The 23,363-nt window shown below is 68.3% G+C and carries 22 protein-coding genes and 1 pseudogene; 7 read left to right on the top strand and 16 right to left on the bottom strand.

Translation table 11 applies throughout. The features are described 5' to 3' along the window. Window positions 1-3: 3 nt before the first annotated feature. The 3 genes and pseudogenes from QAD21_RS06525 to QAD21_RS06515 all read right to left on the bottom strand — a co-directional run bounded on the left by QAD21_RS06525 (window position 4) and on the right by QAD21_RS06515 (window position 2,578). A complete protein-coding gene (locus QAD21_RS06525) occupies window positions 4-624 on the bottom strand; it encodes a nitroreductase family protein (RefSeq protein WP_165630362.1) in 621 nt (206 codons plus the stop codon). Between the two features lie 75 nt (window positions 625-699). Next, window positions 700-1,109 (bottom strand): annotated as a pseudogene (locus tag QAD21_RS06520) (NUDIX domain-containing protein). Beyond that, window positions 1,106-2,578: a carboxyl transferase domain-containing protein gene (locus QAD21_RS06515; RefSeq protein ID WP_165630364.1), complete on the bottom strand. Its 1,473-nt coding sequence runs from the start codon at window positions 2,576-2,578 to the stop codon at window positions 1,106-1,108. The pseudogene QAD21_RS06520 and the gene QAD21_RS06515 overlap by 4 nt, the downstream one beginning before the upstream one ends. A 158-nt stretch (window positions 2,579-2,736) precedes the next feature. Here QAD21_RS06515 and QAD21_RS06510 point away from each other — a divergent pair, with 158 nt between their 5' ends. Next, window positions 2,737-3,201 (top strand): SRPBCC family protein, encoded by a 465-nt coding sequence (locus QAD21_RS06510; protein WP_165630365.1) that lies wholly within the window; start codon window positions 2,737-2,739, stop codon window positions 3,199-3,201. Here the strand turns inward: QAD21_RS06510 and QAD21_RS06505 are convergent. From QAD21_RS06505 to sucC, 4 genes are all read right to left on the bottom strand, one after another. Continuing rightward, on the bottom strand, window positions 3,185-3,697 hold the full coding sequence (locus tag QAD21_RS06505) for an RDD family protein (RefSeq protein ID WP_058251542.1): 513 nt from the start codon (window positions 3,695-3,697) through the stop codon (window positions 3,185-3,187). The two genes, QAD21_RS06510 and QAD21_RS06505, sit on opposite strands and share 17 nt — an antisense overlap. Further along, on the bottom strand, window positions 3,694-4,404 hold the full coding sequence (locus tag QAD21_RS06500) for a hypothetical protein (RefSeq protein WP_242696992.1): 711 nt from the start codon (window positions 4,402-4,404) through the stop codon (window positions 3,694-3,696). Before QAD21_RS06500 ends, QAD21_RS06505 begins: the two co-directional genes overlap by 4 nt. A 93-nt stretch (window positions 4,405-4,497) precedes the next feature. After that, window positions 4,498-5,400: a succinate--CoA ligase subunit alpha gene (gene sucD, locus QAD21_RS06495; protein WP_058251543.1), complete on the bottom strand. Its 903-nt coding sequence runs from the start codon at window positions 5,398-5,400 to the stop codon at window positions 4,498-4,500. A 14-nt stretch (window positions 5,401-5,414) separates the two neighbouring features. Continuing rightward, on the bottom strand, window positions 5,415-6,578 hold the full coding sequence (gene sucC, locus QAD21_RS06490) for an ADP-forming succinate--CoA ligase subunit beta (RefSeq protein WP_165630366.1): 1,164 nt from the start codon (window positions 6,576-6,578) through the stop codon (window positions 5,415-5,417). Between the two features lie 439 nt (window positions 6,579-7,017). Here sucC and QAD21_RS06485 point away from each other — a divergent pair, with 439 nt between their 5' ends. Next, window positions 7,018-8,187, top strand: coding sequence for a M23 family metallopeptidase (locus QAD21_RS06485; protein ID WP_280360891.1), 1,170 nt, complete (start codon window positions 7,018-7,020; stop codon window positions 8,185-8,187). A 360-nt stretch (window positions 8,188-8,547) separates the two neighbouring features. Here QAD21_RS06485 and QAD21_RS06480 read toward each other — a convergent pair whose 3' ends face one another. Beyond that, a complete protein-coding gene (locus QAD21_RS06480; protein ID WP_280360889.1) occupies window positions 8,548-11,049 on the bottom strand; it encodes a UvrD-helicase domain-containing protein in 2,502 nt (833 codons plus the stop codon). A gap of 217 nt (window positions 11,050-11,266) precedes the next feature. Between QAD21_RS06480 and QAD21_RS06475 the strand changes: the two genes are divergently transcribed. Further along, complete coding sequence (locus QAD21_RS06475; protein ID WP_065631784.1) at window positions 11,267-12,823, top strand: hypothetical protein; 1,557 nt, start codon at window positions 11,267-11,269, stop codon at window positions 12,821-12,823. A gap of 165 nt (window positions 12,824-12,988) precedes the next feature. Here the strand turns inward: QAD21_RS06475 and QAD21_RS06470 are convergent, their stop codons facing one another. Next, the gene (locus QAD21_RS06470; protein WP_280360887.1) at window positions 12,989-14,830 is read right to left on the bottom strand and encodes a hypothetical protein; all 1,842 of its coding nucleotides are present in this window, start codon (window positions 14,828-14,830) and stop codon (window positions 12,989-12,991) included. 98 nt (window positions 14,831-14,928) lie between these two features. Between QAD21_RS06470 and QAD21_RS06465 the strand changes: the two genes are divergently transcribed. Together QAD21_RS06465 and pgi are read left to right on the top strand one after the other, a co-directional pair. Next, the gene (locus QAD21_RS06465) at window positions 14,929-15,288 is read left to right on the top strand and encodes a chorismate mutase (protein ID WP_033203695.1); all 360 of its coding nucleotides are present in this window, start codon (window positions 14,929-14,931) and stop codon (window positions 15,286-15,288) included. Window positions 15,289-15,392: 104 nt separating this feature from the next. Continuing rightward, window positions 15,393-17,090 (top strand): glucose-6-phosphate isomerase, encoded by a 1,698-nt coding sequence (pgi, locus tag QAD21_RS06460; protein ID WP_280360884.1) that lies wholly within the window; start codon window positions 15,393-15,395, stop codon window positions 17,088-17,090. A gap of 25 nt (window positions 17,091-17,115) precedes the next feature. On the opposite strand, the gene QAD21_RS06455 is transcribed toward pgi, so the two are convergent. From QAD21_RS06455 to QAD21_RS06440, 4 genes are all read right to left on the bottom strand, one after another. Then, window positions 17,116-17,649, bottom strand: coding sequence for a hypothetical protein (locus tag QAD21_RS06455; protein ID WP_280360882.1), 534 nt, complete (start codon window positions 17,647-17,649; stop codon window positions 17,116-17,118). A gap of 19 nt (window positions 17,650-17,668) precedes the next feature. Next, window positions 17,669-18,196, bottom strand: a complete 528-nt coding sequence (locus QAD21_RS06450) for a hypothetical protein (RefSeq protein WP_137808950.1) — start codon at window positions 18,194-18,196, stop codon at window positions 17,669-17,671. A 61-nt stretch (window positions 18,197-18,257) separates the two neighbouring features. Next, window positions 18,258-19,001 (bottom strand): SDR family oxidoreductase, encoded by a 744-nt coding sequence (locus tag QAD21_RS06445; RefSeq protein ID WP_058251550.1) that lies wholly within the window; start codon window positions 18,999-19,001, stop codon window positions 18,258-18,260. Between the two features lie 53 nt (window positions 19,002-19,054). Continuing rightward, complete coding sequence (locus tag QAD21_RS06440; RefSeq protein WP_280360880.1) at window positions 19,055-19,945, bottom strand: DNA-formamidopyrimidine glycosylase family protein; 891 nt, start codon at window positions 19,943-19,945, stop codon at window positions 19,055-19,057. A 25-nt stretch (window positions 19,946-19,970) separates the two neighbouring features. Here QAD21_RS06440 and QAD21_RS06435 point away from each other — a divergent pair, with 25 nt between their 5' ends. Both QAD21_RS06435 and QAD21_RS06430 read left to right on the top strand, forming a co-directional pair. Next, window positions 19,971-20,711, top strand: a complete 741-nt coding sequence (locus QAD21_RS06435) for a 3'(2'),5'-bisphosphate nucleotidase CysQ (RefSeq protein ID WP_058251552.1) — start codon at window positions 19,971-19,973, stop codon at window positions 20,709-20,711. Between the two features lie 9 nt (window positions 20,712-20,720). Then, on the top strand, window positions 20,721-21,470 hold the full coding sequence (locus QAD21_RS06430) for an ABC transporter permease (protein ID WP_280360878.1): 750 nt from the start codon (window positions 20,721-20,723) through the stop codon (window positions 21,468-21,470). A 16-nt stretch (window positions 21,471-21,486) separates the two neighbouring features. Here QAD21_RS06430 and cobF read toward each other — a convergent pair whose 3' ends face one another. From cobF to QAD21_RS06415, 3 genes are read right to left on the bottom strand one after another with little or no spacing between them, the layout of a single operon-like run. Then, window positions 21,487-22,248, bottom strand: a complete 762-nt coding sequence (gene cobF / locus QAD21_RS06425; RefSeq protein ID WP_137808952.1) for a precorrin-6A synthase (deacetylating) — start codon at window positions 22,246-22,248, stop codon at window positions 21,487-21,489. Window positions 22,249-22,250: 2 nt separating this feature from the next. Beyond that, window positions 22,251-23,060 (bottom strand): SDR family oxidoreductase, encoded by an 810-nt coding sequence (locus QAD21_RS06420; protein ID WP_068972458.1) that lies wholly within the window; start codon window positions 23,058-23,060, stop codon window positions 22,251-22,253. A 30-nt stretch (window positions 23,061-23,090) separates the two neighbouring features. Continuing rightward, window positions 23,091-23,306 carry a hypothetical protein gene (locus QAD21_RS06415; RefSeq protein ID WP_137808953.1) on the bottom strand — a complete coding sequence of 72 codons (216 nt, stop codon included), beginning with the start codon at window positions 23,304-23,306 and terminating at the stop codon, window positions 23,091-23,093. Window positions 23,307-23,363 lie beyond the last annotated feature (57 nt).

Here is a 23,363-nt window from a genome sequence, read left to right as displayed (position 1 = left end):
CCCTCACCAGCCGTCGATGTGGAGGACCGAGTCGAGAGGTTTGCGCGGCGCGGGCTTGAAATCGGTGCCCTTGCTGTAGGCCACCGGCAGCAACACGCCCTGATGGATGTTGGCCGGGATGCCGAGGAGCTCGGCGACCTCCTTCTCGTAGTTCAGATGAAGAGTCGTCCACGCCGACCCGAGGCCGCGGGCACGCAACGCCAGCTGCAGACTCCACGCGCCCGGCAGAAGCGAACCCCATACGCCGGCCTGGTTACCCGCCGGCAGGTCGCCACCGGTGTAGATCGCCCCGATGACGAGCACCGGGACCTGACCCATCGTGTCGGCGAGGTACTGGGCACTGGACGCGACGCGCTTGCCGGTCTCGTCCCGCGGAGCCTGGCCGGCGTAGTACTTGGCGAACGACTGTGCGTAGTAATCCGCGACCTTCTGCTTCAGCTCGGGATCGGTGAGCACGATCCAGTGCCAGGTCTGGCTGTTGCTGCCGGTCGGCGCCTGCAACGCGACCTCGAGCGCCTCCTTGACCACGTCGAGCGGCACGGGACGCTCGAAGTCGAGACGCTTGCGCACCGAGCGGGTGGTGGTGAGGAGTTGGTCAGGGTCCAGGGGCAGTAGATCGGTCATCCCTCCATCCTGCACAAAACCAGGTCCGTGCACCACGTCGGCCCCGCTGCACCGGGACCGTCGGCGGGTGCGCCGTCAGGGCGACTCCGGCGGCAACACACCGGCCTGCTCCAGGTACTCCACCAAGCGGTTCGTGACCTTCGCCCGACGGACCTCGGCCGGTGTGAAGTACGCCGCGTCCGCGGCGTCGTCACCTGGACGTAGTTCCCCGGAACGGATCTCGGCACGGAAGTCGTGGACCTCATACACCCGTCCGTCGCCGACCGGGATCTCGAGTTGGATGGCCGGTTCGCCGACCGTCACCCGCAAACCGGTTTCCTCCTCGACCTCGCGGATCACCGCCCGCTCCAGCGACTCTCCGGGTTCGACCGGCCGCCGGGGAGGCTCCAGTGGCCGGCCGACGGCTCGTTCCGCCTCAGGATCAACAGGATCCGTCCTGACTCGTCGGTGATGAGCGCCCCGACGGCGACGACGCGCGCGCTCATCGCGCGTCTTTCGTCGGCACGCGCGTTCGTGCTTCGTCGTCCGGAACCGGCGATCCCGCGAGGTACCGGCCGATCCAGTCGCGGATCGCCGACAGCGCTTCGTCGTCCGATCCGGCGTCGACGACGTGGTCGATCATGCCCTGCGCGGCCATGCGCCCGGCGAGAATGCCCTGCCGCGAGGCCATCTCACCGGCATGGTCGAGATCACGGTGCACGATGAGACTCGCTCCCTCGGGCGGCAACGGCGAGAGCCAGGCGTCGGCGCGCGCGACCCGGACGTCGGCGGGGAACAGCGCGAGCGCGGCGCCGCCCGCACCCTGCCCGAGGAGGACCGAGACCGTCGGCACGCGCACACTGAGCAATTCGACTGTGCAGCGCGCTATCTGCGCGGCGAGGCCACCCTCCTCGGCGACGACCGACAGTTCCGCGCCCGGGGTGTCGATCACGGTGACCACCGGGAGTCCGAGGTCGCCGGCCGCCATGATCGCCCGCCGCGCCTCGCGCAGGTGTCGCGGCCCCGGGAGGTCGCCCGCCGCCTGTGACGTCCGGTCGTAGCCGACGACCAACGCGACCCGACCGTCGAAGTCGCTGAGCGAGAAGCGCAGTGGCCCGGCATCCGACAGTGGCGCCGAATCCCCGCCGGCCAGGAACTCGACCAGGCCCGCGCGTCCGGCCTCGCGGGTGGCGAGCACACAGGCCCAGGTGTCCTCCTGCTCCCCCGTCTGCGCGCGCTGCGGACGTACCGTCACCGAGCCGTCCGACGACGGCCGGTCACGCGCGTCGAGCAGTCGCAGCACCGCGGCGAGGCGGGCCGGCAGATCGACGGGATCGACCACGTCGTCGACAACCGTTGTGCGTACCAGATTCTCCGCGGTCTGAACATCGGCCGGAAAGGGCTCCCCGTACAGGCCTTCGTAGACGCGCGGCCCGAGAAAACCGATGAGCGCTCCGGGTTCCGCCCAGGTGATGTGGCCGAGCGAACCCCACGACGCGAATACCCCGCCCGTGGTCGGATGACGCAGGTACACCAGGTAGGGCAGGCCGGCGGCCTTGTGGTCGGTCACGGCACCCGTGATGGCGACCATCTGCAGGAACGCCGCGGTCCCCTCCTGCATCCGGGTGCCTCCGGAGGCGGGAAACGCCAGCAGCGGAAGTCGTTCGCGTGTCGCGCGTCGGACCGCTGCGACGATCCGGGCCCCCGCATCGCGCCCGATCGACCCGCCGAGGAACTCGAACTCCCCCAGCACGATCGCCACTCGCCGGCCGCCGATCGCGCCGGCGCCGGTGGTGACCGATTCGTCCGAACCGCTCTTTCGGCGTGCCCGGTCGAGCTCGATGGCATAGGTGTCGTCCGCACCATCGGACGTCGTGGCCGGCTCACCGACCGGCGCATCCCACGGTTCCCACGTGTCGTCGTCGACGATCATCACGCGCAGGTCTGTCGCCGTCAGCCATGCCCGCTCACCCATGCCTCACACCGTATCCCGCCGCGGCCGGGCGGCTCCGGCCTGAGTCGACACCCTCCGCGACGCCCCGGCGCGACGATTTCCGTCGGCGCACGGTGTCATACTCTCGTCAGCCCGACACCCGTTCCGTACCATCCGACCGATCTCTTCCGGGGGCCCGCATGACCGACACCTTCCGCATCACCCGATCCACCATCGTCGACGCACCACCTACTGCGGTGCTGCCGTACCTGGTCGACTTCCACCAGTGGGTGCACTGGTCGCCGTGGGAAGGCGTCGACCCCGACATGACGCGCGACTACTCCGGTGCGGAATCCGGTGTCGGGGCGAAGTACGCGTGGTCGGGCAACAAGAAGGCCGGTCGCGGCGCCATGGAGATCACGCGCGTCGACGAGCCGCGCGAGGTCGAGGTGCACCTGGCCTTCGAGAAGCCGATGAAGGCCACCAACACCGTCACCTTCGAACTCGCGCCGGAGGGACAGGCGACGCGGGTGTCCTGGACGATGGTCGGCGCACAGACGTTGTTCAGCCGCGTGGCAGGGTTCTTCGGCATCTTCGACAAGATGCTGGGCAAGGACTTCGAGAAGGGACTGGCTCAGCTCAAGGCGGTCAGCGAGAGTAGATGACCCGGGTGCGCAGGAGGACGTCGGCCACCGACCGCCGACGCCGGTCGACGACCACCCACACCAGACCGATCGCGAAGAACGTACAGAGCAGGGCGCGCAGCACTGCGATGGTCGGCCGAATCCGGGCACCCTCTGAATTGACCACCCGCAGGCCCATCACGACCGACCCGAGTGTGCGTCCGGAGACCTCCCAGCACGTCGCGAGGTAGAGCACCGCCACCAGCACGAAGCCGGTCGTGGTGAAGACCAGATTGACCTCCGGCAACGAGAATTCGCTGACCGAGAGCACGAACTTCATCAGGGACAGGCCCGCGTAGGCGGCACCGAGGATCGTCCACACGACGAGGAGGTCGAGGAACGAGGCGACACCCCGGCTCACGATGCCCGCGTTCTTGTCCCGGTCCTGCACCGCATGGGCCTTGTGCACGGGCGGCAGACCGGGCGTCGTCGGGGACGAGTTCTGCAGCGGCTCTGTCGGTTTCGGTTCCGCGGTCATCGTGGCCCCTCCTCATCGGGAGCTGCCTCGATGGCCGCGGCACCGCGGCGACGCAGAAATCGATTGACCGCGTTGGCCACCGCGTCGTCGGCACGTTCGCTGGTGCTGCGCACGTCGGTCATCACATCGGCGGTCACCGAGGTGCTCGCCTCCCGGATGATGTCGGGGAGATCGACGCCGTCGATGATCTCCTCGGCGAGCCCGATCAGATCGACCCGCCCGAGGATGGCGTCGATGTCGATCCGCGCGGCGATCGCGTCGATGTCGATTCCGGTGGCGACGGAGTCGAGATCGACCTTTCCGATCACCGCGTCGAGGTCGACGAGGTCGATCGCCGCCATCAGGTCCACCTGTGCGACAGCACGATCGAGATCGACCGTGGTGATGACCTCGTCGATGTCGATGAGAGCGAGGACCTCGCCGATGAGGCGCGTGAGGTCGACATGGGTGAGGACGAGGTCGGTGAGGTCGACCTCCTCGACCAGGGCGTCGACCACTTCGCGGATGACGACGCCCAGAACGGCTCGCGTCGTCGAGACCACCACGGTGACAGCGGTGTCGGCGGCTTCGGCCAGCCGCGCACGGACGGACCCGACGACCCCGCCCGCGAGGGGTAGACGTTCTGCGACGTCGACCACCACCCCGGCGAACCGCATCGACTCCCCTGCCAGCTGGGAGATCGCGCCGCGTCGCGCCGGGGAGTTCACCGACGAATTATCGCACGCGCCGATCCGGTCGGTCGGCCCACGAAAAAACCCGAGCGGGCAGACCCGCTCGGGTTCTTCGGTTCTCGTGACTTCTTACAGTGCCTCGTAGAGCTCCCGCGCCAGCGCGGCGGTCTCGGACGGCGTCTTGCCGACCTTGACGCCTGCAGCCTCGAGGGCTTCCTTCTTGCCCTGGGCGGTGCCCGCACCGCCGGAGACGATGGCGCCGGCATGGCCCATGGTCTTGCCCTCGGGGGCGGTGAAGCCCGCGACGTAGCCGACGACGGGCTTGGTCACGTTGGCCTTGATGTACTCGCCGGCCTTCTCCTCGGCGTCGCCGCCGATCTCACCGATCATCACGATCAGCTTGGTCTCGGGATCCTTCTCGAACGCCTCGATGGCGTCGATGTGGGTGGTGCCGATGACCGGGTCGCCGCCGATGCCGATGGCGGTCGAGAAGCCGAGATCGCGCAGCTCGTACATCATCTGGTAGGTCAGGGTGCCCGACTTGGAGACCAGACCGATCGGACCCTTGCCCGTGATGTTGTTCGGCGTGATGCCCACCAGCGCCTCACCCGGCGTGATGATGCCGGGGCAGTTGGGGCCGATGATGCGGGTCTTCTCGCCCTTCTCCACGTTGTAGGCCCACGCGTAGGCGGAGTCCTGCACCGGGATGCCCTCGGTGATGACCACGAGCAGCGGGATCTCCGCGTCGATGGCCTCGATGATGGCGTCCTTGGAGAACTTCGGCGGCACGAAGGCGATCGAGGTGTCGGCCCCGGTCTCCTTCATGGCCTCGGCGACCGATGCGAACACCGGCAGCTCGACGTTGTTGCCGTCGGCGTCGACGTGCGACACGGTGGTGCCGGCCTTGCGCGCGTTGACACCGCCGACGATGTTGGTGCCGGCCTTGAGCATCAGAGCGGTGTGCTTGGTGCCCTCACCGCCGGTGATGCCCTGGACGATGACCTTGTTGTCTTTGTTCAGAAAGATCGACATATTCCGTGGCTCCCTTACTTGCTCGCCAGCTCGGCGGCCTTGTCGGCGCCCGAGTCCATGGTTTCGGCGAGCGTGACCAACGGGTGGTTCGCATCGGCCAGGATCTTGCGGCCTTCGTCGACCTTGTTGCCGTCGAGGCGGACGACCAGCGGCTTGTTGGCGTCGGACCCCAGCTTCTCGAGAGCACCGACGATGCCGTTGGCGACGGCGTCACATGCGGTGATGCCACCGAAGACGTTGACGAAGACGCTCTTGACCTGCTCGTCGCCGAGGATGACGTCGAGGCCGGCAGCCATGACCTCGGCCGAGGCGCCGCCGCCGATGTCGAGGAAGTTCGCGGGCTTCACGTTGTTGTGCTTCTCACCGGCGTAGGCGACCACGTCGAGGGTCGACATGACCAGGCCCGCGCCGTTGCCGATGATGCCGACCTCGCCGTCGAGCTTGACGTAGTTGAGGTCGTTCTCCTTGGCCTTGAGCTCCAGGGGATCGGTGGCGTCGCGATCCTCGAACTCCTCGTGGCCGGGCTGACGGAAGTCGGCGTTGGCGTCGAGGGTGACCTTGCCGTCGAGGGCGAGGATCTGATCGTCCGGAGTGCGGACGAGCGGGTTGACCTCGACCAGGGTGGCATCTTCCTTGACGAAGACCTCCCAGAGCTTCGCGATGGTGACCGCTGCGGCGTCGACCACCTCGGCAGGCAGATGGCCCTGCTCGGCGATCGAGCGCGCGGTTTCCAGATCGACACCCTTCACGGCGTCGACGGCGACCCGCGCGAGGCGCTCGGGCTTGGTCGCTGCGACCTCTTCGATCTCCATACCGCCCTCGACCGAGCACATGGCCAGGTAGGAGCGGTTGGTGCGATCGAGCAGGAAGGAGATGTAGTACTCCTCTGCGATGTCGCTGGCCTCGGCGACCAGCAGCTTCTTGACGACGTGGCCCTTGATGTCGAGGCCAAGGATGTTGGAAGCGTGGGACTGCGCGTCGTCCGGGGTCGCGGCGTACTTGACGCCGCCTGCCTTGCCACGCCCGCCGGTCTTGACCTGCGCCTTGATCATCACGGGCTTGCCGATTTCCTCGGCGATCGCCCGCGCATCGGCGGCATCATCGGTCACCCGACCGGGTGTGGTGGGAACCCCGTGCTTGGCGAACAGTTCCTTCGCCTGGTATTCGAAGAGATCCATTCAGCTCACCATCTCGTAGATTTGCCCGCGCAAGGGTGTAATGCGGGCCATATCGGACTTTAAACCTGTCGGGAATCGCCACCCCGCGCGCACCCTACGCTTGTGCGACAGATCACTCGCTCGGTCGGTTCTCACAGTATTGACGTCGTGACGTGAGGTCCACAGCGTCGGTCCGACCCCATGAACTGCGACGACCGCAGAATCCATCGGCGCGCGGTCTTCACAGGTTGAATTTGCTGTAGTGAACAGAAAATCCGGCAATTTCTATACTCGGCGACCCAGTCTTGTGACTCAGCTCACAATATGCCGGTTTGTCGCTTTCTACGGTTGGACTTGCCGCAATCATTTCGTTACCGTCGGCTCTCAGCGGTGGTCACAGAAGGATTACGGACGGTGACTTCGATCCGCTGGCGACGAGATGCGGTAGCGAAGAGATGAGGTGGACGATTTGGCGGGACTCGGTGTCTCACGCGGATCGGGCCGCGTCCGATCGGGCGGGTTGATCGATGACGTCACAGCGGAAGAGATGACCACGATCATCCCCATCGTCGACACCGACGATGCGGCCGGGTACGACCTCACCGACTTCGAGTTCGACTTCGCAGACTCCGACACCTCCACTCGCGAGCACTCCGACGCCGGCTGGACGCCGTCGTCGTGGCAGGGCTACTACCGTCCCACCCGTTCGGAGATCACTCAGGACATCCTGATCCCCGAGCACGAGTTCGATCAGTACGAGCACGACGAGCCGTTCGACGTCGAGGGCGCCGAGCTCGACAGCTTCGACGGGGGCGAACTCCATTCGCTCGACGACGACGATCTCGATGACGACACCGAGCATCGCCCCTTCCGGACGAATCCGGCCGGACAACGGGTCCGACGTGGCGGCAAGCACCGCATCGCGGCGCCGCCGAACGCCCTCAAGGGCGGACGCGCAGCCCTCATCGCCATGGCCGCCGGCGCGGCCGTCGCCGCGGTCGCTCAGGTCGGCACGAACGACGAGGCGCCCGCACCCGTGAACGCCGCGGCCGTCAACGACGCCACCGCTCCGGGCGCCGCACCCGTGGAACTGGGCCCCGGCGTCGCTGCTGCGACCGCACACACCGACCAGATGAACGTCTTCACCAACCAGCTGGGTGTGGGCGCCAAGATGGCGGCCGACCAGGATCGTCGCGAGGCCCTGGCCCGGCGCCCGCTCTTCACCTCGCCGATCCCCCTCGGCAGCTACGACTTCACCTCCGCCTTCGCGATGCGCTGGGGCACCATGCACGGCGGCATCGACATGGCCGCTCCCCTCGGAACCCCGATCCACGCCGCCACCGACGGTGTCGTGACCAAGGCCGAGCCCGCGTCGGGATACGGCCACTGGGTTCAGATCCAGGCCGCCGACGGCACGGTCACCATGTACGGCCACATGGCCTCCTCGGGCGTCCTGGTCACCGAAGGCCAGCGCGTCACCGCCGGCGACGTCATCGCCCTGGTGGGCAACGAGGGCTTTTCGTTCGGCCCGCACCTGCACTTCGAGGTGTGGAAGAACGGCAACACCAAAATCGACCCCGTGCCCTGGCTCGCCGCCAAGGGCGTGAAGCTCTCCGGTTACACCGGCTAGCAGAAGGCTCCACAGGTCACCTCCTGTTGCTTGGTGGCGCCATTCCAGCGTGCTCACGCTGCGCATCCGTAGTGATACCTGGCCGGATTGCGAACTGACGTAAATTCTCGTCCATCTCAGCATGATTGAAGGGCACATTGCCCTTCGGCCATGCTGACGGGGACGAGAATTTCCAATCGAACCGGGGAATGAGCTGGCGAGCGTTTCACTCCGCTCCCTGATCCGGAAGAACGACACAACCGCATCTCACCAGGACCCTTCGTGACGCGCCCTCCGCAAGCTCCGGGCGCTCCTCAGGGAGCAGTAGGGGTCACTTCTTTCGGATCAGGGATCGGGCGCGCGCTCCACGCTAATCCAGCCTTACAGCTTGTCCCCGGGAATCCCGCCCGCGGTGAGAAGTGTGACGCGTCCCGCGCTGCCGCCGTAGTCGATGGTGACGCGTTCGGTGGCGCCGCTGCCCTCCTTGGCCACGACCTTGCCCATGCCGTACTTCGGATGGTTGTGTCGGTCGCCGATGTCGAGCTGAACCTGCTTGTTGCGTCCGCGGGCCGGATCCGACGAGTACGACGACCGGCCACGGCCCATCGACGAACCACCCGAACCGGAGAATGCCCCGTCGCGGCCGAACACGCCGCCCGACGATCCGCCGAAGCCGCGCATGGAGCGCTTGGGTTCGGTTCGGCGCCAGTCGACGAGGTGTTGCGGGATCTCTTGCAAGAAGCGGGATTCCGGGTTCGACACCGGCTGCCCCCAGGAGGCGCGGGTGACCGACCGGGTGAGGTACAGACGCTGCTTGGCGCGCGTGATCCCGACGTAGGCCAGGCGCCGTTCCTCGCTCAGCTCGGCCGGGTCGCCGAGCGCGCGCATGTGCGGGAAATGGCCGTCCTCCCAACCGGTGACGAAGACGACCGGGAACTCGAGGCCCTTGGCGGTGTGCAGGGTCATCATCGTGACCACGCCCTCGCCCTCGTCGGGCACCTGGTCGGCGTCGGCGACGAGTGAGACCCGCTCGAGAAACGCTGCGAGCGAACCGGGTTCGGGCTCGCCCTCGCGGTCCACCTCGACGTCGGGGTCGTCGGCATCGGCGTCGACCTGCGCGGCGTCGGCACTGAATTCCCGTGCCACGGCGACGAGTTCGTTGATGTTGTCGAGGCGTGCGCCGTCCTGCGGATCGTTGGACGCCTCGAGTTCGGCGCGGTAGCCGGTGCGCTCGACGATCGCGTCGACGAGTTCACCGATGTCGGCCGACTCCTCGGTGGCATCGAGGAAGGCCACATCCGCGTCCTCCGTGCCGGCCTCGCCGAAGTGGGTCAGGAAGTCCGACCGGAGCCCTTCGATGAGTTCGACGAACCCGCCGATCTGCTTGACCGCCCGCGTGTTGAGCAATGCGACCTTGCCCTCGGCAGCGTCCATCAGCGACTCGTAGAAGCTCCGTCCGGTGTTCTCCGAATGCACGGCGACGCAGGCTTCCGCGCGATCGCCGATACCGCGCCGAGGCGTGTTGAGAATCCGGCGCAGGCTGACCGAGTCGTCGGGGTTGGCGACCACCCGCAGGTAGGCCACCACATCCCGCACTTCTTTGCGCTCGTAGAACTTGGTGCCGCCGACGACCTTGTACGGAATCCCGTGCCGGACGAACACCTCCTCGATCGCACGCGAGCCGGTGTTGGTGCGGTAGAACACCGCGATGTCGGAGTATTTGTGACTCGACGACCCGCCGATCGAGTAGTCGGTGAGTTCCTCGATCTCCTTGGCGATGAACGTCGACTCGTCACGGTCGGAGTCGGCGACGTAGCCGACGATGAGTTCGCCGTCCCCGGAATCGGTCCACAACTTCTTCTCGCGCCGGTTCGAGTTGCGCGCGATGACGGCGTTGGCCGCCGACAGGATCGTCTGTGTCGACCGGTAGTTCTGTTCGAGCAGAACGGTTTCGGCGGACGGGAAATCGCGTTCGAACTCCTCGATATTGCGAATGGTGGCGCCGCGGAAGGCGTAGATCGACTGGTCGGCGTCGCCGACGACGCACAGCTCCGACGGCTCCAGGCCACTCGCGGTGGTCTGCTCCCCCACCAGTTCGCGGATGAGCACGTACTGCGCGTGGTTGGTGTCCTGGTACTCGTCGACGAGGACGTGACGGAACCGGCGCCGGTAATACTCCGCGACCTGCGGATGCCGATGCAGCAGAGCGACGGTCTCCCCGATAAGATCGTCGAAGTCGAAGGCGTTCGCGGCGCGCAGACGGCGCTGGTACTCGGCGTAGATATGCGCGATCGTCGTCGACGTCGGGTCGTCCTCGGGTGCTGCGGCCAGCGCCTCGTCGGGCGAGATCAGTTCATTCTTGAAGTTCGACACGGCCACCGAGACGCCGCGCGGGCTGAACTTCTTGGGGTCGAGGTCGAGGTCACGGATGACCATGCCGAACAACCGCTTCGAGTCGTCGGCGTCGTAGATGGAGAAGTTGGAGTTCATCTTCTCCAGCAACCCCGACTGCGCCCGGAGGATGCGCACGCATGTGGAGTGGAAGGTCGAGACCCACATGTAGGCGGCGCGGGGGCCGACGAGGTCGATGACCCGCTCGCGCATCTCCGCGGCGGCCTTGTTGGTGAAGGTGATGGCCAGGATCTGCCCGGGCGTGACGTCCCGCGCGGCGAGCAGGTAGGCGATCCGGCGGGTCAGCACCGCCGTCTTGCCCGAGCCCGCGCCCGCCACGATCAGCAACGGCGCGCCGGCGTGGAGCACCGCGGCGCGCTGTTGCGGGTTGAGACCGTCGAGCAGGCGCGCGACCCGGTCGTCGGCGGCCGCACCCGAGGGAGCGGCGCCCGCGCGACCGGCGAGAAGAGGGGCAGAAAAAGAGCTGTTCATCGGTTGTCCAGGTTACCCGCCACCGCCGACAGACCCCCGTCGGCCGGTCCGCTCCACCCCGGCACGTGGTCGACCGAACAGCCGACCGGCCCCGTGGGTTGAGGCCCCGATCGCCGTGTCCCGCGGCTAATATGACGCGGTATCACCGGCTCGGGGTGCCCTGTCTGCGAACAACTCGCACGCGGCGACGACGCCCCGGCGAGCAGGAAGAGGCGCCATGAAGAGACCGTCCATCGTCCCCGCCGCCATCGCCCTCGGTGTCGGAGCACTGGCCCTCGTCATCGCGCTCGTCCTGTCGTTCGTCCCGTTCAGCAGCGCCGGCACCGTGGAGCCCACCCCCGCCTTCCGTGCGCAGAAGAGCCTCGACGAGGTGCTGTTCAAGATGGCGACGAGCCCGGCGGCGAAGTTCACCGGCAAGGTCACCTACAAGTACGACGACGAGCGCGGCGAGGGGACGGTCGAGTTCGACGACCTGATCGTCACCACGTCGAACACCGCCGAGGGCACGATCACCCTGGGCTCACAGCAGGGCGAGTACCGGCAGATCGGCAACAGCCCGTTCCTCAGCGCCCCCGGCGCTCTGTGGAACGAACTCCTCGTCGACGCCGAGAAGACGAATCTCGACGCCGCCCCGCTCGACAACAAGTGGGCCTCCACCCGCTTCACCAGCCTGCCGCGCCTGGGCACGATCCTCGGCCCGGACAACCTCGCCGGCGACATCGGCAACATCGAGAACGGCGACGCGCCGCAGCTCGGGGCGGAACTCCCGGCGCCCAACAAGGGCACCCCCGACGCCCGGCGCTGGCCCACCACCGACCCGCCGATCGAGTTCGTCGGCGACGACAAGGTGAAGATCGGGGCGTGGGAGGTCACCTTCGACCCGGAGACGAAGAACGTCACGAACGTCAAGGGTCAGAGCGTGCAGGGCCCGGTCACCTACGACATCGACGCCGCGGTCAGCCTGCAGCCGGCCGACCAGGCCCAGAAGGTGTTCGCGAACCAGCGTGCACTCGTCTCGGATCTGCTGTCGGTGCCCGCCCCCGGCCTCTGGATGGAGCAGCCGGTGGTGTCCTCGCGCCAGACGGGTGCGTGCACCACCTCGTCCTGCGCCTTCGACTACACCGTGCAGGGCAGCCCGTACGCCGACGACGTCCGCGGCCACTTCAACTACGGCCTGACGCTGAACTTCGCGGTCGGCAACCGCCCGCCCGGCGCCGTCGGCGGTGAGTGCAAGGTGGTCCTGCGGGTCGACTTCGGACGCAACGGAACCACCCGCTGCGCGGCGACCAACCTCCCGCCGGACACCAACATCGCGTCGCGGTACACCTTCACCTATCTCGCGTTCATCGACGCGACCACAGACGAACTGAACGATCTCATCGACAACAACGAGAAGCAGACCAACACCGAGATCGTCTACGTCCGCACCGGCAACAAGGAACCGGCACAGGCCCGGTTCGGCTCCGGCGTGACCGGCCTGCCGAGCTACTACGCGATCAAGCGCGGCGACTACGTCTTCGACGGCATCGGCACCGACGGCAACATGCACATCACCTTCGGTGAGGGGTATCAGGACCACATCGTCGGCGGCACCTTCGATCCGTCCTGGGAAGGCACCGAGGTGCTCCGCAAGCAGATGGAGCAGCAGGTCGCCGCGGCGGGCGACGCGCAGGTCGTCTACTTCGTCGCCGAGGAGGAGACCGCGTCGGCGCTGCGGGCCCTCATCGCCGCGGAGAACCAGAGCGACAACATCTCCGCGTTCTACTACGACTAGTGGTGTGTCTCGGAAATAGGTGGCCGGTATCCGGTGGAGCGATCGGTGGTCTGGCAAGGCGGAGGAGGGAGGGATAGCGGAGCTATCTCGACCGACGACAACGCAGCCAGGCGCCGATCGAGCGCCGGAGACCAGTCGCTTATTTCCGAGACACACCACTAAAACTCAGCCGCCGGCGAAGCGCGCCTCGGCGGCCTCGCCCACCCGGCCGGCACCGGTGTGCAGCCGCAGCCCCGGCGTCAGGGGCCGCAGATCGACGTGGTCGCCGCCACCGTTGACCCGGACATACACCGACCCCAGGCCCGCGCGGACCGGTGCCCGGACCGCTTCCCCGTCCGCCAGCGCGATCTCGATCTCGCCGTCCCGGGTCGCGCAGTAGCTGAGCGCGATCGTCCAGGGCCAGGAGAAGAGCGGCCCGTCGAGTCGCAGTCGGGTGGGTCCGGCGACCTCCGGGGTCCGGCAGGTCCCCGCCCCCGCGTAGATGGTGCGACGCTGCGTCACGCCGCCGGGCACGAGATTTCCCGCGGTGTCGAGCACGAACAACCGGTCGGTGGCCACCCCGAAGTCGGGGCGGGGCTCCACGCGGCCGAAGATGCGGCTGATCTGGTTGTCGGGGTAGACGAAGGGTTGCAGGATCTCCAGGGGCACGGACTGGTCGAGCATGGTCACGCCGCCCGGCCCCTGCGCCGCGGCGTCGTGCAGCGACGCGGTCGCGGTCTCGAGGTAGTCGCCGGTCGGGTTGTCCCGCCACGACGACGAGAACGAGACCAGCGACACCAGCGCGGACACCACGACGAGCGCACCGACGACGGACGCGAACGCGGGCAGCGCGGCCGACCGCTCCTCATCTCGCCCGGCCGCGGCGTCGGACGTGCGCGAATGCCGTCCGCCCACCTCGGTGGTCCGGGCCGGCGCGGCGCACAGCAGGGCCAGAGCGATGGTGAACACCAGCGCCGTGTCCGGGAGATAGCGCATGTGCTGGGCGAGTTCGATCGCCGTCTGCGGGCTCGACCGGTTCCACATCACCGGGATCTGGGCGGCCACGGCGTAGATCAGCGCGCACACGACGATCGCCGCGCCGCCGCGTCTGCGGGCCACCGCCCACCAGGTCACCGCGACCAGCACCAGCCAGCCGCCGACGATCATCCACATCTGCGGGAAGCCGGTCGGCGGACTCGGCGTCCACCGCTCCCATTCCCACGGCCCGCCGACGAGCGACGGCACGATCGCATCGGTCACCGACCGCCAGACCAGGCGCGCGGTCTGCGCCACCGAATGCTCACCCGACGTCGGGTCGGTGGTGACGAAGTACACCGCCACCCACGACGCGGCGACGACGGTCAGCGCCAGCCACAACTCCCGGGCGGACCGCAGCGTCACCGTCGTCGCGCGGGGGCCGCCGTTCGCGAGGACCGCGGCCACCAGCGCCACCGGGAGGATGAACAACGACTTCTCGAAGAACGCCAGCGCAATCAGGAAGACGATCGTCGAGCGGACCCACACCAGCCGGCGTCGCGCGTCGTCGACGTCACCGCGCGCGAGGCGGACCGCGTCGGCGACGATCCACGCCATCGCCGCCTGTAGGGGCAGGGTGTTGAGGCCGGCCGCCCACCAGGCGAAGCCGGGCACCGTCATCGGACTGAACAGATAGAACGCGAGCGCGACGAGTGCGCCGATGCGGGCGCGCGGCGCGATGACCCGCACCATCCGCCACACCGCCACCGACGCGATCGCCTGCATCACCACGAGCATCAGCGCCGGCAGCACCCAGTTCAGCGGCGCCAGCCACGTGGCCACCCCGGCGAGCAGGAACGCCGCCGGCATGAAGTGCCCGTCGTGACTGTGGCCCAGGTACTCCCAGGACAGGATCGGGTTCGACGACGCGCGTGCCACGAGGACCAGATCGTCCCAGTAGAAGTTGCCCGTCGCGACGAGCCAGCCGCGGATGATCAGCTGACCCACGATCAGGGACAGGGCGACGAGGGACACCATCCGCGCGTTGGGCATGCGCTCCAGTTTCCATGTGCCGCGAGCGGCGTCGTGGTCGGGTCGGGTGACTCGGCCGCATGCGGGTCGTCGCGGGGCGTCGTGGCAAAATCGGGCGCGTGACCGACCGCAGCCCCAGCCCCGGCGCTCAGGACCCCCGCCCGTCCGGCGGCACGTCGTTCGAGCACTCGATCGACCTCGACAAGTACGAGCTCTCGTCCGAGGTCGGCGACCTGCCCGACGACATCGACCAGCTGCGGCTCGAGATCGACCGGCTCGACGCCGTGATCCTCGCCGCGATCAAGCGCAGGTCGGCGGTGTCGAAGAAGATCGGTGCCGCACGCATGGCCTCCGGCGGCCCTCGCCTGGTCCACAGCCGCGAGGTGAAGGTGCTCGAGCGCTTCCAGGATCTCGGCCAGGAGGGGCACACCCTCGCGATGCTGCTGCTGCGTCTGGGGCGAGGGCCACTGGGCCGCTGACCTGTCGGCCCCGGGACACCGACGACGCGGTGATCCGGTGACGCCTGCGCGCCACGTGTGACGACCGTCGCGGGCACGACGCCGAGCACATAAGGTTGGTGGTCATGAGCACCCAGGCACCTGGCAGCGACTTCACCGGCACCGACCACGGCGACATCACCGCGACGCAGTCCTGGCAGGCGCTCGCGGCTCATCAGCCGCATGTGTACGCCATGCACCTGCGTGAGGTGTTCGCGATCGATCCCACGCGCGGGCGCGAACTCACCGTCGACGTCGGCGATCTGCACATCGACTACTCGAAACACCGGGTGCTGCGCGAGACGCTCGAACTCCTGATGAGCCTGGCCCGCGAGGTCGGTCTTGAGGAGATCCGCGACGACATGTTCGCCGGCGCCCACATCAACACCTCCGAGGACCGCGCCGTCCTGCACACCGCGTTGCGCCTGCCGGCCGATGCGACACTGACCGTCGACGGCCAGGACGTCGTCGCCGACGTACACGAGGTCCTCACCCGGATGGGCGAGTTCACCGACCGCCTCCGCAGCGGAGAGTGGAAGGGCCACACCGGAAAACCCATCACCGACGTTGTCAACATCGGCATCGGCGGCTCCGACCTCGGTCCGGTGATGGTCTATCAGGCGCTACGGCACTACGTCGACGCCGGGATCCGCTGCCACTTCGTCTCCAACGTCGACCCCGCGGACCTGGTCGGCACCCTCGCCGACCTCGACGCCGAGACGACACTGTTCATCATCGCCTCGAAGACCTTCACCACTCTCGAGACACTCACCAACGCCGCCGCCGCACGCACCTGGCTCCTGCAGGCGCTCGACGCCGACTCCGACGCCGTGGCAAAGCATTTCGTCGCCGTCAGCACCAACGCCGCCGAAGTGGCCGAGTTCGGCATCGACACCGACAACATGTTCGGCTTCTGGGACTGGGTCGGCGGCCGGTACTCGGTCGACTCCGCGATCGGGCTGTCGGTGATGGCCGCGATCGGCAAGGAACGCTTCGCCGAGTTCCTCGACGGCTTCCACCGGGTCGACGAGCACTTCCGCACCCAGCCCCTCGAACGCAATGCGCCGGTCATCCTCGGCCTGATCGGCCTCTGGTACAACAACTTCTGGGATGTCGGCGTTCGCGCGGTGCTCCCGTACAGCAACGACATGGCCCGCTTCGCCGCCTACCTGCAGCAGCTGACGATGGAGTCCAACGGCAAGTCGGTCACCGCCGGCGGCCACCACGTCACCACCGACACCGGCGAGATCTTCTGGGGCGAACCGGGAACCAACGGCCAGCACGCCTTCTACCAACTGCTGCACCAGGGCACGCGGATGGTGCCCGCGGACTTCATCGGTTTCGCCGAACCCACCGACGACCTGCCGACCGCTCCCGACGGCTCGGGTTCCATGCACGACCTGTTGATGAGCAACTACTTCGCCCAGACCAAGGTGCTCGCCTTCGGCAAGACCGCCGACGAGATCGCCGCCGAGGGCGTACCCGCACATGTCGTGGCCCACAAGGTGATGCCGGGCAACCGCCCCACCACCTCGATCCTCGCCCCCCAGCTCACCCCGTCGGTGATCGGCCAGCTCGTGGCGCTCTACGAGCACCAGGTCTTCGTCGAAGGCGCCATCTGGGGCATCAACCCGTTCGACCAGTGGGGTGTCGAACTCGGCAAGACCCAGGCCAAGGAACTGCTCGGCACCATCACCCGACCCGAAGCGCCTGACACGCACGACGATTCGTCGACCGACGCCCTCGTCACGTGGTACCGGGAACGACGGGGCCGCGCGGTCTGAGGGTTTCGACAAGCTCAACCGGCGGTTAGGTCCAGTACTCCTCGTCGAAGACCGCATCGGGGATCTCGTCCCCGGGTTCGACGCCGAGCGACTGGATGCGGCCCATGATGGCGGCCGCGGTCGCCACGTAGGTGACGAGATCGGTTGGCTCGACGTCTCGTTCGGCGGGATCACCGCCGAGGAATTCATACAGGGCGGGTGGCACGCAGCCACCCATGTCCAGGGCGCGGGTACCGGTCGCCTCCCGCCACGCATCGAAGCTCGCCACGTCGACGGCCTCGGCGACTTCACCGGTCCGGACGGCCTCGGACACCTCGTCGACGGTGGCCAGCTCACCCGAGGTCCCGCTCGACGGGTCGAAGCCGAGAACCGTGTCGGCGGCGGTGGTCTCGTCGTCGGTGAGGGTGAAGTAGACGATGCCCCGCCAGTCGGAGCCCATCGCCGCGATGTCCGTGCGGTCGAAGATCTCGCCGAGCAGTTCGCCGACCTGATCCCGCTGTCGAGCGCCGAACACCTGAAACGCGCCAGAGGCCACCATTTGTCCCTGCTTGTTCGCCACGACGGCCACCTTACGCAGGTCAGTCGTCGATACCCAGGACGACCACGTGACCCGTCGTCAGCGACAGGTACACCGTCGCGCGCCACTCCGGTGACGAAAACGCACGGTCGAGGGCGGGCCCGCCGAGAAAGCCGCCGGGCGGCACCAGGTCGCGCAACGCGCCCGCCACCGAGTCAGGCGGGGCCACCGGGTCGGCGCCGTACCGCCCCGCCCACTCTGCCGCGCGCTCGGTACCAACGTGCACGACCGCGTCGAACCAGTACGTGGATGGTCCAGGAACTCTGTCCGATGAGTCGTCCCCGAGAGTGCCGGCCGCCCAGCCCTCGACCCCCGACCCCAGCAGGAGCGGGAACCGTCTCATCACCGGCCGTTCGTCGCGCTGTGGTCCGGCGGTCACGATCTTGGTCGACGCCGGCGCCGACGTCGACACCGAGGGGATCGGGTCACGATCGACCGGTACCGACGGAGCACAACCAGCGAGCAAGCCGAACCCCGCAACACCTGCCACGGCGACAGCCGTCAGCCGCGGCAATCGGTGAACAGGCATCCCGTGACGGTAGCCCGCGGGTCGAACGCGAAACATCGGCTGTCTGAACGAATCACAGAAGTCAGACCAGTCGGCGGCTGACCGACGCCGGCAGGAACTTCAGCGCGGCCGCGATGGGTGTCCAGGGCCACGCGGGCACCGGGGCCCAGTCCTTCTCCGCCTCGATCGCCTTGACCAGCGCGTCGACGCCCTTGTCGGTCTCGACCATCAGGGACGTCTTCACGCCCCGGTTGATATCGGTCTCGATGTAACCCGGCGCGACCACCGACACCGTGATCGGCGACGACGCGAACTCGGCCTGGAGTCCCTGCCCCAGCGCCGTCAGCCCGGCTTTCGACGCCGAATAGGCGGCCTGCGCCTTGGGCATGCCGCGAACACCCGAGATGGAGCTGATCAGCACGAGGTGCCCGGCGTTCTGCGCGCGGAAGATCTCCAGCGCCGCCTCGGCCTGGGCCAGCGCGCCGACGAGATTGGTCTGCACCGTCTCGATGTTCGCGGCGGCCTTGCCGGTGCCGAGGGGTGCGCCCTTGCCGAGTCCGGCGTTGACGATGACCCGGTCGAGACCGCCCAGACCGTCGGCCAGCCTCCCGAAGACCTCGGGGACGGCGTCCACGTCGGTGACGTCGAGCGTCGCGACCTCGACCTGTGCGGCGGTGGGCCGCAGTTCGCCGGCCAGCGCGTCCAGCTTCTCGCGGCGGCGCGCCGCGAGGGCGAGCGAACGTCCCTGGGCGGCGAATCGTCGGGCCATGCCTTCCCCGAGCCCCGAACTCGCACCCGTGATGAGAATCCTCTGCCGTGTCGTCACGAGGATCAGGCTACCGGCCGGTAAGTTCTGCCTTCCCGGTCGCCCGGCGCGACCTACTTCAGCAACCGCGACATCCGACGGTCCGCCAGCACCTTCCCGCCCGTCTGGCACGTGGCGCAGTACTGGAAGGACCGGTCCGCGAACGACACCTCGCGGACGATGTCGCCGCACACCGGACAGGGCAGGCCGGTGCGGGCGTGCACGCGCAGACCGGTGCGCTTCTCGGACTTCAGCCGCGCGACGGCCTGCCCCTCCAGACGCCCGGTCGCGTCGGTGAGCACGCCGCGCATGGCGTCGTAGAGGGTCGCGACCTGGTCGGCCTTCAGTGTTTTCGACGACGCGAACGGCGACAGGCGTGCGGTGTGCAGGATCTCGTCGGAGTAGGCGTTGCCGATCCCGGCGATGGTGTGCTGGTCGGTGAGCACGTTCTTGATCCGGCCGGTGGTGCCGGCGAGGATCTCGGCGAACTGTTCGGACGTCAGCTCGAGCGCGTCGGGTCCCAGACCGGCGATCCGTTCGACGTCGGCGAGGTCGCGGACCAGCCACACCGCGAGTCGTTTCTGCGTCCCGGCCTCGGTGACGTCGAACCCCTCACCGGGTAGGCCGCAGTGCACGCGCAGGGCGATCGGGCTCTTCCCGCCCGGCCGCAGGGGTTTGGGCGACAGGTCCTCGCTCCACCGCACCCAGCCCGCCCGCGACAGATGGATGACCAGCTGCAGCAACGGCTCTGACACAGTGGCCGCCGAACCGGGAATGGTACGGATGACCAGGTACTTCCCCACCCGGCCGACGGATTCGACGATCCGGTCCATCAGCGCCGTGTAGGGCGGGTCCGCGGTCTTCAGTACCGACAACGACGCGACGTCGACCCGGCGGACCGGCAGTCCGGCCGCACGGCCGTCGACGTAGTCGGCGATGGCGGCCACCTCTGGGAGCTCAGGCATGCCACCAGTGTGCTCTAGTTGTGGGATGAACTCCCGACTTTCCGACGCCGAGCTGGCCGCCCGGATCGCGCAGGGAGCCGGCGAAGTACTCCTCGGAATCCGTTCGGGCGACCTGCTCGGCGGCGCGATGCTCGGCGATGTGGGCGATGCGCTTGCGCAGGCGTGGATCTCGACGGTGCTCCGCAAACACCGGCCACGCGATGCGGTGTTGTCCGAGGAAGCCGCCGACGTCGGCGACCGGGCCACCGCGTCGCGCGTGTGGATCATCGACCCCCTGGACGGCACAAGGGAATTCGCCGGCGGCTCGTCGGACTGGGCCGTACACGTCGCGCTGACCGAGAGCGGGATCGTCACCGAGGCGTCGGTGTCGCTGCCCGCGACGGGTGAACTGTTCCGTTCCGACACCGTCGCGGAGACCACCGGCGAACTGACCCGGCGTCTCGTCACCTCCCGGTGGGGCGGCTCGTATGAGACCAGTTACGTGGCGAACCGACTGGGTCTGCAGATGGTGCCGGTCGGTTCGGCCGGCGCGAAGGCGATGGCCGTCGTCCGCGGCGATGCCGATGCCTATGTCCACGCCGGCGGTCAGTACGAGTGGGACAACGCGGCGCCGGTGGGGGTCGCGCTGGCGGCCGGACTGCACTGCAGTCGCCTCGACGGGTCGGAGATCGTGTACAACAACCGGCATCCGTACATGCCGGACTTCGTCATCTGCCGCAGCGAGATCCGCGAGGAGATGCTCGGCGCGCTGCGTCAGATCTGGTGAACTGAACCGGTGAACGGCATCGGCGACGCGGTGGTGCGCATCGGGCCTGCACTGGTGGTGGCCGTCGTCCTGTTGGCCGTGGTCGCCGTGCTGGTGAACCGTCGGAGCGGATTGGCCCGGGAGACCGTCGTCGCCACGCTCCGGGCCGGCGCGCAACTCGCGGCGCTGGCTGCCGTGCTCGCCGCCGTCATCCCCCACCTGTGGGCCTCGGCGCTGTTCGTCGCGGTGATGGCGACCGCCGCGTCCTCGACCTCGGCCCGACGCGTGCGACCGGGGGGTCCCCGCCTGGCGGGAACCGCGTGGTGTGCCGGGCCGGTGGCGGCGCCGACGATCGCGATCGTCACCGCTCTGGTGGCAGTCGGTGTGCTTCCCGCTCGCGGCATCGCCGTGATCCCCACCGCCGGCATCATGCTCGGCGGCGCGATGGTCACCGCCTCGCTCGCCGGACGCCGGGCGCATGACGAGCTGTCGGTCCGCCGCGGCGAGGTGGAAGCCGCGCTGTCGCTCGGCTTCGACCCGCGGGACGCTCGGATGGAGATCGCCGGGCCGCCCTCGGCGACCGCGCTCGTTCCCGGCCTCGATCAGACGAAGTCGGTGGGACTCGTCACGATCCCCGGCGCGTTCGTCGGCATGGTCCTCGGCGGGGCGTCGGTGTGGGCGGCCGCGGCGATGCAGATGTTCGTGCTGATCGCCTTGCTCGCGGTGAGTTCCATCGCGATGCTCGTGACGGTGGAACTGGTGGCGCGAGAACACCTGTGAGCACTCCCGCTCCCAGCTAGCGGCGACTCTTCCGCAGCAGATAGATGTCCATGATCCAGCCGATCCGGTCCCGGGCCTCGGCGCGCGCTTCGACGATCCGGTCCGTCACCTCACCGACCTCGCCGCTGATCAGGATCTCGTCCTCGGTACCGACGTAGGCGCCCCACCAGATGTGATCGTCCGGGTCGGCGGTGTGCCGGAAGGTGAGGTCGGCGTCGAGCATCACGATCTGATTCGCGTCGGCGCCCGCGGGCGTCTCCGCGAGGCGTCGGCCCGTGGTCGTGTGGATCGGTTCGCCGACGCGATTGGCGACGATGCCGTGGGCCGCCGTGAGCGCGCTCGCGCTGGTCACGCCGGGGATGACTTCGACAGCGAGTTCGAGGTCGTCGCGGGCGGCGAGATCGTCGACGATCCGCAGCGTGCTGTCGTAGAGGGCGGGGTCGCCCCAGACGAGGAAAGCGGCCACCCCCCCGTCGCCGACCTCGTCGCGCAGTGCGCCGGCGATCAGCTCGGCGCGCGCGGCGTGCCAGCGCCGGACCTCGGCGTCGTAGTCCGCCGGCTCCCGGTCGCGTGGCGGATCGGGGATCTCCACCAGCGAATGCCCCTGGCGCGCATGCTCGTCGAGGATGGCGCGGCGTGCGTCGAGCAGGCCGCTCTTCGCCGTGCCCTTCTCCAGCGCGAGGAAGGCATCGACGTCGGCCATCGCGTCGATCGCCTGCAGCGTGATCTGACGCGGTCCGCCGGGCCCGATCCCGATGACTCGCAAGGTGAGTCGCACGGTCAGATCTTCACCTTCGGGAGTCCGTGCTTGCGCGCGGTCATGTCCAGGATCAGCTGTCGCGGCGCGAGCCGCCGGAGCAGGAAGACCACCCCCGCCTGATTGCCCTTGGCGTAGAACGGCTTCGGATGCTCAGCCAGGGCGGCGTCGACGATCTGGGTGGCCATGCTCGCCGCACTGATGCCCGCGTCCTCGTTGCGCCGGGTGGCGGCGGCGAGCGTCTCGTACTCGGCGCGATAGGGCGAGTCGTCGCCGATGTGAATGCTGCGGCGATCACCGATGCCGGTGGCGATCGTGCCGGGTTCGACACTGATCATCCGTATCCCGTACGGCGCCAACTCGCGTCGCGACGCGAGCGCGAAGGCCTTCAGCGCCGACTTGGTCGCGGCGTAATTGGACCGGAAGGCGACCGGGAAGCTGGACAACATCGACCCGACCATCACGACCGTGCCCCGGCGCCGGAGACGCATGCCGGGCAACACCGCCTTGGTCAGCGCGATCGGCCCGAAGACGTTGACCCGGAACAGATCTTCGACGGCCGCCATCGAGGTGTCCTCGAGCGCACCGGCCTGGGACTCGCCGGCGTTGTTGATCAGGATGTCCACGTCGCCGACGAGGGCCGCGCAGGACTCGGCGGATTCGTAGTCGGCGTTGTCGAGCCGGACGTAGGTGACGCCCTGGATCGGGTTGCGTACGGAATCCGGATTGCGGGTGGTGCCGTAGACGCGGTGTCCCCTCGCGACGAACTGGCGGGCGACCTCGGCCCCGATGCCACTGGTCGCGCCGGTCACGAGGACAGTCTGTGAACTCACGCCCGCAACGGTAGCGCAGCGGCCGACGGGTCAGATGAGCTTGTCGTAGCGGCGGGTGAGGATGCTCAGTTCTGCTGCCACACGCTCGGTGTCGGGACCGTAGGGCCGGTCGGGGGTGCGACCGAGCCAGTCGACCAGACGTTGGACGGGCGTGCGGCATCCCGCGGGCGTGCGTCGCTGGACGTAGGTGAGGGCCGCGGCAGACAGCGTGAGCAGGACGGCGAGAACGACGAATGCAGTGATCATGGCAGTTATCCTTCGCTCACATCGATTCCGCCACCAGTGGCAGCATAGCCAATGTTC

Origin of the sequence: Gordonia sp. SMJS1 (genome assembly GCF_029866425.1) — a bacterium.
Taxonomy (GTDB): domain Bacteria; phylum Actinomycetota; class Actinomycetes; order Mycobacteriales; family Mycobacteriaceae; genus Gordonia; species Gordonia hongkongensis.
The sequence above is the reverse complement of the archived record's forward strand: the minus strand, read 5'-3'. Positions and strand labels throughout refer to the sequence as shown.

Excerpts from the sequence above, each read along its gene's own strand:
- sucD (WP_058251543.1), bottom strand. The coding sequence starts at position 5,400 with ATGTCGATCTTTCTGAACAAAGACAACAAGGTCATCGTCCAGGGCATC.
- QAD21_RS06480 (WP_280360889.1), bottom strand. The coding sequence starts at position 11,049 with ATGAACAGCTCTTTTTCTGCCCCTCTTCTCGCCGGTCGCGCGGGCGCC.
- QAD21_RS06505 (WP_058251542.1), bottom strand. The coding sequence starts at position 3,697 with ATGACCGCGGAACCGAAACCGACAGAGCCGCTGCAGAACTCGTCCCCG.
- QAD21_RS06470 (WP_280360887.1), bottom strand. The coding sequence starts at position 14,830 with ATGCCCAACGCGCGGATGGTGTCCCTCGTCGCCCTGTCCCTGATCGTG.
- QAD21_RS06515 (WP_165630364.1), bottom strand. The coding sequence starts at position 2,578 with ATGGGTGAGCGGGCATGGCTGACGGCGACAGACCTGCGCGTGATGATC.
- QAD21_RS06510 (WP_165630365.1), top strand. The coding sequence starts at position 2,737 with ATGACCGACACCTTCCGCATCACCCGATCCACCATCGTCGACGCACCA.
- QAD21_RS06415 (WP_137808953.1), bottom strand. The coding sequence starts at position 23,306 with ATGATCACTGCATTCGTCGTTCTCGCCGTCCTGCTCACGCTGTCTGCC.
- pgi (WP_280360884.1), top strand. The coding sequence starts at position 15,393 with ATGAGCACCCAGGCACCTGGCAGCGACTTCACCGGCACCGACCACGGC.
- QAD21_RS06450 (WP_137808950.1), bottom strand. The coding sequence starts at position 18,196 with ATGCCTGTTCACCGATTGCCGCGGCTGACGGCTGTCGCCGTGGCAGGT.
- sucC (WP_165630366.1), bottom strand. The coding sequence starts at position 6,578 with ATGGATCTCTTCGAATACCAGGCGAAGGAACTGTTCGCCAAGCACGGG.
- QAD21_RS06440 (WP_280360880.1), bottom strand. The coding sequence starts at position 19,945 with ATGCCTGAGCTCCCAGAGGTGGCCGCCATCGCCGACTACGTCGACGGC.
- QAD21_RS06525 (WP_165630362.1), bottom strand. The coding sequence starts at position 624 with ATGACCGATCTACTGCCCCTGGACCCTGACCAACTCCTCACCACCACC.
- QAD21_RS06435 (WP_058251552.1), top strand. The coding sequence starts at position 19,971 with ATGAACTCCCGACTTTCCGACGCCGAGCTGGCCGCCCGGATCGCGCAG.
- QAD21_RS06475 (WP_065631784.1), top strand. The coding sequence starts at position 11,267 with ATGAAGAGACCGTCCATCGTCCCCGCCGCCATCGCCCTCGGTGTCGGA.